A 6923-nucleotide genomic window follows, 5' to 3' on the forward strand; every position below is an offset into this window, starting at 1 on the left:
CGATGAGATCGCCACGCACCGGTTTTCCCGGATTGATTCAAGCCCTGGCGTTGGTGCTGTGCTCGGCGGTCCTCTCGCCCGCCCTGGCACAGACGGCCCCCGCCAAGGCCATCCCTCCCGACCCGCCGGCCTCCGCGCCGGTGTCGCTGTCGGCCCGCAAGGTCTACGAACAGGCCCGCTCGCAGCTGGTGCAGATCCGCACCGTGCTGAAGGGCCAGGCCAGCCAGACCTCGGTGGGTTCGGGCTTCATGGTGTCGGCGCAGGGGCACATGATCACCAACTTCCACGTCGTCGCCGAGGCTGCGCTGCAGCCCGAGCGCCACGACCTGGTGTCGGTCACCGCCGACGGCCGCGAAGCGCCGGTCAGGATCCTGATGCTCGACGTGCTGCACGACCTGGCACTGCTGAAGCTCACCGACCCGAAGGCCGCCGCCACGTTCGACGCGCTGTCGTTCCGGCCCGAGGCGCAGAAGCTCGCGCAGGGCGAGCGCATGTACTCGCTCGGCAATCCGCTGGACGTCGGCTTCGCGGTGATCGAGGGCAACTACAACGGGCTGGTCGAGCGCTCGTTCTACCCGCAGATCTTCTTCGCCGGCTCGCTGAGCGCCGGCATGAGCGGCGGCCCCGCGCTCGACCAGGAGGGCCGCGTGATCGGCGTCAACGTCGCGCGGCGCGTCGACGGCGAGCAGGTCAGCTTCCTGGTGCCGGGCGCGCTCGCGAGCGCGCTGCTGGCACGCGGGCGCGACGCCGCGCCGCTGGCGCTGCCGGCCTGGCCGGTGCTGACCGAGCAGATGATGGTGCACCAGCAGCAGCTGACCGACCGCTTCATCGCGCAGGGCTGGAAGCTCGCGACGCACCCGCGCTACCAGGTGCCGGTGCCGCCCGACCGCTTCATGCGCTGCTGGGGCAGCAGCGAGCCGTCGCGCACCGGCGGGCTCGATTTCGAGCGCTCCGACTGCGTGATGGACACCCGCATCTTCATGGGCGAGTTCACGACCGGCGCGATCTCGGTGCGCCACGAGAGCTACGACGGCCGCAAGCTCGGCACGCTGCGCTTCTCGGCGCGCTATGCGCAGAGCTTCCGCAACGAGCACTTCGACCGCCGCCGCCCCGACCAGCAGACGCGCCCGCAGTGCCACGAGGACTTCATCGACCGCGACGGCCTGCCGCTGCGCGCCGTGGTCTGCGTGCGCGCCTACAAGAAGCTGCCGCAGCTGTACGACGTCTCGGTGCTCGTCGCCACGCTCGACGAACCCAAATCCGGCGTGCAGGGCCGCTTCGATGCACAGGCCGTCAGCTACCCGAACGCGATGAAACTCGCACAGCATTACCTGGAGGCCTACGCATGGGTGCGGTCGCGCTGATCGAAGTGCTGGAGCGCGACGGCACGCCGCGCCACGGCGTGGCGGTGCCGCAGTGGCCGCTGCGGGTCGGGCGGGCGCTCGACAACGACCTGGTGCTCGACGACCCGCACGTCGCACCGCACCACCTGGTGATCGACCGCGACGAGTCCGGCGCGTTCGTGCAGGTGGGCGAGACCCTCAACGGCGCGCTGCTCGGCACGCAGCGGGTGGACGCCGGCGGGCGTGGCGCGGTCGGCGACACGCCGCTCGCGATCACGATCGGCCGCGTGCACCTGCGGCTGCGGCTGGCCGAGCACGCGCTCGCGCCCGAGCTGCGGCTGGACCCGACGCGCTCGCTGGCGCAGGGGCTGCCGCTGCTCGCGCTGCTGCTGCTGCTGGTCGGCGCGATGGAGGTGTTCAACACCTACCTCGACACCGACCCCGACGGCTTCGTGCGCGCGCTCGGCAGCGGTGCCATCTCGGCCATCGTCGGGCTGATGGGCTGGTGCGGCGTGTGGACGCTGCTGTCCAAGCTGTTCACGCGCCAGGGGCATTTCGGCTGGCACCTGCGGGTGGCGCTGATCGCGGTGCTGGCCTGGGAGCTGATCAGCGGCGCGACGCAGCTGCTGTCGTTCTCGCTGTCGTGGCCGTGGCTGAGCGACTTCAAGTTCGTGCTCGGCTATGCCGTCGGCGCCACGCTGCTGTACTTCCACATGCTGGCGGTCGAGCCCTACCGCCACCGCCGCGTGCGGCAGGCGGCGGTCGCGATGGCGCTGGTCGGCACGGCGCTCAGCCTGTGGTTCAACTGGCAGAACGGCGACCGCCTGGGCAGCGAGCTCTACATGAGCCACCTGTTCCCGCCGGCGTTGCGCGTCGCGAAGCCGGTCGACACCGCCAGCTTCATGAAGGGCGTGGCGGAACTGCAGGCCACGCTCGACGCGAAGGCCAAACGCAAGGAGGATGCGGGCGATGACGGCGGCGAAGGGGGTGGCGACGATGAGTGAGGTCGTGCGCCCGCCGGCCGGCCGCACGGTGCTGGTGACCGGCGGCAGCCGCGGCATCGGCGCCGCGGCGGCGCTGTGCTGCGCCGAACTCGGCTTCGATGTCGCGGTGAACTACACCCGCGATGCATCCGCGGCGCAGGCGGTGGTCGAGCGCATCCGGGCGCTCGGCCGGCGCGCGATTGCGGTGCAGGCCGACGTGTCGGTCGAGGCGCAGGTGCTCGCGATGTTCGCGCAGGTCGACGCTGCACAGCGCGACGCCGGACTGCCGCCGTTGCACGGCCTCGTCAACAACGCCGGCGTCGTCGACCGCGCGGCGCGCGTCGAGCAGATCGACGCCGCGCGGCTGCAGCGCATGTTCGCGATCAACGTGTTCGGCAGCTTCCTGTGCGCGCGCGAGGTGGTGAAGCGGTTGTCGACGCGCCACGGCGGGCCGGGCGGCGCGATCGTCAACCTGTCGTCGGCCGCGGCGCGGCTGGGCGGTGCGGGGCAGTACGTCGACTATGCCGCCGCGAAGGGCGCGATCGACACCTTCACGATCGGGTTGGCGCGCGAGGTTGCCACCGAAGGCATCCGCGTGAACGCGGTGCGGCCGGGCATCATCGAGACCGACATCCATGCGTCCGGCGGCCAGCCCGACCGGGCGCAGCAGTTGGCGCCGCAGGTGCCGATGCAGCGCGCCGGCACGGCCGACGAAGTGGGCCGCGCGATCGCGTGGCTGATCTCCGATGCGGCGAGCTACACGACCGGCAGCCTGCTCGACGTGACCGGCGGACGCTGACTTCGCAGCCCGGATCAGCGCCGCTCGACGATCAGCGGCACCAGCTTCAGCGCCTCGCGGATGCGGCCCGCGGCCTCTTGCGCCTCGCCGCGGTTCGGGTAGGGCCCGGCCTGCAGCCGGAAGATCGACGGCTCGCTGAACACCGCGAGCAGCGGCGCGAGCCAGTCGAGTTCGCCCGACACGCGTTGCTGGAACTGCTCGGCACCGTCACGCTGCTTGAACGCACCGAGCTGCACCCAGAAGCCCTGCGCCGCCGTCGTGAAGGCGCGGCTGGGCTTCGAGTCGATCGGTGCGTCGGGCGCCGAGGCCGCGGGCAGATCGGGAAGCGGCACGGCAGCGACCGGCACCGGCAGCGGGGTCGCCACCGCGGCAGGCAAGGGCGTGGGTGTTGGTGCAGCAAGCACCGGCGCAGGCGCAGGTGCCGGCGCGGCAGCCACCTCCGTCCCCCCGCCATCGCGCCGCCACGACCCGGTGCGGATCTGCTCGAACGTGATGCGCTCGACCTCGACCGGCGCGACGCCGTTGAGCACGCCGAGCTTCATCGCCGCGGTGTAGCTCAGGTCGATCACGCGGCCCGGGTGGAACGGGCCGCGGTCGTTGACGCGCACGATCACCTCGCGCCCGTTGGCCGGGTTGCGCACGCGGGCGTAGCTCGGGATCGGCATCGTCTTGTGCGCCGCCGTCATCGCGTACATGTTGTAGACCTCGCCGCTCGCGGTGCGCTTGCCCTGGAACTTGCGGCCGTACCACGAGGCCAGGCCCCGCTCGGTGAGCGGGCTGTCGTCGCGCTGCGGCGTGTAGTCCTTGCCGAGCACCTCGTACGGCTTGTTCGGCCCGCCCGGGCGGATCGGCTCGACCTGCGGCTGCGCATCGGGCACGCGGGCGAGGTCGGGCGGGACCTTCGCCTCGGGGCCGTCGCGTGACGACGTTTTCGGGCCCGACGCACACGCTGCGAGCAGCGCCGCGACGCACAGCATCGAGAGGTGGTGCCTGTGCAGGCACGGCGGCGTGCGGCCGATCGCATCGAACTTCGTCATTTCTCCTCAATTGGAGGACAGCATGCCGCGTATTGAACACCAGATCTGCCATGTGCCAGCTACTTGGAATGAGCTCCAGCGCGAACGCCGCGATCACTTTCTCGTTCACCGGCTTCGCGCAGCGCGGCGGCCGCACCGACGACCACGCCGACGGCTGGGGCATCGCGTTCTACGAACGCTCCGGCTGCCGCGTCTTCCTCGACGACCAGCCAGCCTGCGATTCGCCGCTGGCCGAATTCGTCGGCCGCTACCCGATCAAGTCGAAGATCGTGCTGGCCCACATCCGCAAGGCCACGCAGGGCGAGCCGATGCTGTCGAACTGCCACCCGTTCCAGCGCGAGTGGCTGGGCCAGTCGTGGATCTTCGCGACCAACGGCGACCTGCGCGATTTCAATCCACCGCTGCGCGGCCCCGGCCCGTTCCTGCCGATGGGCAGCACCGACAGCGAAAAGGCCTTCTGCTGGCTGCTGCAGGAACTGCGCGAGCGCTTCGGCGGCCGGACGCAAGCGCCCGGCTGGCTCGAGATGGCGCCGGTCGTGGCCGAGCTGTCGGCCTCGATCGCGCGCCACGGCAACTTCAACTTCCTGCTGTCCAACGGCCACGGGCTGTACGCGCACTGTTCCAGCAGGCTGGTCGTGCTGGAACGCCACCATCCGTTCCCGACCGCGCGCCTCGTCGACTGCGACCTGTCGCTCGACCTGGGCGTACTCAACCGCCGCGACGACCGCATGGTCGTCATCGCGACCGCGCCGTTGACGCTGGACGAACCCTGGTCGCCGCTCAAGACCGGCGAGTCGCGGCTGTTCGTCGACGGCGAATCGGTCTGGCGCCACACGCATCCCGACACCCGGATGTTTCCGGCCCCGACGACGCATTGCGGTCGGGGACGCATCGTTGCCGATGGACCTCCGGTGGCTCGATGACTTCCTGACGGTGGTCGACTGCGGCAGTTTCACGCAGGCGGCGCAACGCCGCGGCGTGTCGCAGTCGGGGCTGTCGCGGCGCATCCAGGCGCTCGAGCAGTGGGTCGGCTCGCCGCTGTTCGACCGCCTCGCGCAGCCCTTGCTGCTGACGGCCGCGGGGCGCCGGTTCACGCCGCTGGCGATCGGACTGCGCTCGATGTTCGACGCCGCGCAGCACCGCGAGCCGTCCTGCGGCCCGCACACCGTGACGATCGCGACCTCCGACGGCTTCGAGGCCGGCCTGTTGCCGCTGCTGCTCGGGCGCATCCGGCGCCAGTTCCCCGACACGCCGTTGCGCGCGGTCAGCCGCGACGAACGCCATGCACGCGCCGAGCTGCTGTCAGGCCAGTCGCTGTTGTGGGTGGTGGCCCAGGACCCGCGTGCGCCGATCGAGCTGATGCCGGAGTTGTTCCACGCCAAGCGGGTCGCGCGCGACCGGCTGATGCCGCTGGTGGGCGCGCGCGGCGGCCAGCCGCTGTTCGAGTTGCCGGGCACCTGGCAGCGGCCGGTGCCGGTCATCGACTATGCCGATGGACACCCGCTGGCGACCTTCCTGAGCCAGCGGCTGGCGCGCGAGCGCACGTTGCCGCACCTGCGCGTGGCCTGCGTCGCCGAAAGCATGCTCGCGCTGCGCGCGCTGGTGGCCCAGGGCCTCGGGCTCGGACTGGCCTATGAATCGATGGTGAGCGAGGAGCTGCGTGCCGGCGAGCTGCTGTGTGCCCAGCCGCGCTGGACCTCGGCGATCGACGTGCTGATGGTGCGGCCGCGTTGCGCGACACACACCAGCCCTGCAACCGCCGTGGCGAATGCCATCTGGGACCAGACCGCCGAACTGCCGGAGGAGCCTCGCCACCCGCCGGCCACCTCGGCCGGGCGCGGCGCGCTGCTGCTCAGCGACGTCGTGGCCTGAGAGCGTCGCGTCGAGAACTGGATCAGTCCCATCGCACAGCCGGTCTGGTAGGCATTGCCGTGAAGCCTGCCACAAATTGTTCCCTGGCAACCCCAATCGGTCGGACTTGTATCGATCTGTCTTCGGCCTTGCAAGGCGCCGGCCCGGCCGCAAGACCGCGTGCCCCCTGGCGCCGCAACACACACTCGGTGGAACCGGTTCTACCACCGTGCACCGGCCGTGGTGCTGGCATCAAACCTGCGCACCATTTCACGCATGCACCTGGCGCTGAGGATTGGTGAAGTTCTCGATACCGCAGCCCCAAGCCAACGGACGATCAAAGGACCTGTGAACATGAACCACCCGATTTCCGAAGAACCGAACCGGCCGCGCACAGCGCTGGTCGCACTGGGTTCCCTCTTCCTCGCAGCGGCCGTTCTCAGCGGATGCGGCGGCAAGGATGCGGATTCCTCGTCCGCTTCGGCACCGAGCCCGGTCGGCGCGCCTTCGCCGCAATCGCCGGCCCAGCCGCCGGCCAGTGATCCGAATCCGCCGGTCAACGAACCCGCGCCGGTGCCGGCGCCCCCGTCGCTGCCGTCCGGCGGTGCCCCCGCCGCGCCGGCCCCGACGCCCGCGCAGCAACTGCCCGCCGGCGTCGACATGAGCAAGCCCGGCGTCGCCGTCGTGCCGGTCAAGGCCACCGCGTTGACCGCCAACGGCGGCAACACCGCCGACAAGGCCATCGACGGCAAGGCCACCCAGGACAGCCGCTGGGAAAGCTCGCAGTCCGACACCAACTGGATCCAGTTCGACTTCGGCGCCAAGACCCAGATCGGCTACCTGAAGCTGGTGTGGGAAGCCGCGTACGCCAAGGAATATTCGATCCTCGTCTCCGACGACGGCGCCACCT

General features: G+C 70.8%; 7 protein-coding genes. 6 read left to right on the plus strand and 1 reads right to left on the minus strand.

Features of this window, described 5'->3' with window-relative positions:
• Positions 1–2: 2 nt before the first annotated feature.
• From BUE42_RS03505 to BUE42_RS03515, 3 genes are read left to right on the plus strand one after another with little or no spacing between them, the layout of a single operon-like run.
• Entirely contained in the window at positions 3–1364 is a 1362-nt protein-coding gene (locus BUE42_RS03505; protein ID WP_235002053.1) for a S1 family peptidase, read from the plus strand.
• Entirely contained in the window at positions 1346–2347 is a 1002-nt protein-coding gene (locus BUE42_RS03510) for an FHA domain-containing protein (protein WP_073462742.1), read from the plus strand. Before BUE42_RS03505 ends, BUE42_RS03510 begins: the two co-directional genes overlap by 19 nt.
• On the plus strand, positions 2340–3125 hold the full coding sequence (locus BUE42_RS03515) for an SDR family oxidoreductase (protein WP_073462807.1): 786 nt from the start codon (positions 2340–2342) through the stop codon (positions 3123–3125). The genes BUE42_RS03510 and BUE42_RS03515 overlap by 8 nt, the downstream gene beginning before the upstream one ends.
• A gap of 14 nt (positions 3126–3139) precedes the next feature.
• Here the strand turns inward: BUE42_RS03515 and BUE42_RS03520 are convergent, their stop codons facing one another.
• The gene (locus tag BUE42_RS03520; RefSeq protein WP_083613850.1) at positions 3140–4162 is read right to left on the minus strand and encodes a septal ring lytic transglycosylase RlpA family protein; all 1023 of its coding nucleotides are present in this window, start codon (positions 4160–4162) and stop codon (positions 3140–3142) included.
• A 50-nt stretch (positions 4163–4212) separates the two neighbouring features.
• On the opposite strand from BUE42_RS03520, the gene BUE42_RS03525 reads away from it, so the two are divergent.
• From BUE42_RS03525 to BUE42_RS03535, 3 genes are all read left to right on the plus strand, one after another.
• Positions 4213–5085 (plus strand): class II glutamine amidotransferase, encoded by an 873-nt coding sequence (locus BUE42_RS03525; protein WP_073462744.1) that lies wholly within the window; start codon positions 4213–4215, stop codon positions 5083–5085.
• Positions 5063–6034, plus strand: a complete 972-nt coding sequence (locus BUE42_RS03530) for a LysR family transcriptional regulator (protein ID WP_073462746.1) — start codon at positions 5063–5065, stop codon at positions 6032–6034. Before BUE42_RS03525 ends, BUE42_RS03530 begins: the two co-directional genes overlap by 23 nt.
• Positions 6035–6367: 333 nt before the next feature.
• Positions 6368–6923: discoidin domain-containing protein (locus tag BUE42_RS03535; protein WP_143171281.1), on the plus strand; the 556-nt coding region annotated here is incomplete at its 3' end.

It is taken from the genome of Rhizobacter sp. OV335 (assembly GCF_900142965.1).
Taxonomy (GTDB): Bacteria; Pseudomonadota; Gammaproteobacteria; order Burkholderiales; family Burkholderiaceae_C; genus Rhizobacter.

Bases quoted from the DNA above. Each gene is read 5' to 3' on its own strand.
- BUE42_RS03505 (WP_235002053.1), top strand. From the start codon at position 3: ATGAGATCGCCACGCACCGGTTTTCCCGGATTGATTCAAGCCCTGGCG.
- BUE42_RS03510 (WP_073462742.1), top strand. From the start codon at position 1,346: ATGGGTGCGGTCGCGCTGATCGAAGTGCTGGAGCGCGACGGCACGCCG.
- BUE42_RS03515 (WP_073462807.1), top strand. From the start codon at position 2,340: ATGAGTGAGGTCGTGCGCCCGCCGGCCGGCCGCACGGTGCTGGTGACC.
- BUE42_RS03520 (WP_083613850.1), bottom strand. From the start codon at position 4,162: ATGACGAAGTTCGATGCGATCGGCCGCACGCCGCCGTGCCTGCACAGG.
- BUE42_RS03525 (WP_073462744.1), top strand. From the start codon at position 4,213: ATGTGCCAGCTACTTGGAATGAGCTCCAGCGCGAACGCCGCGATCACT.
- BUE42_RS03530 (WP_073462746.1), top strand. From the start codon at position 5,063: ATGGACCTCCGGTGGCTCGATGACTTCCTGACGGTGGTCGACTGCGGC.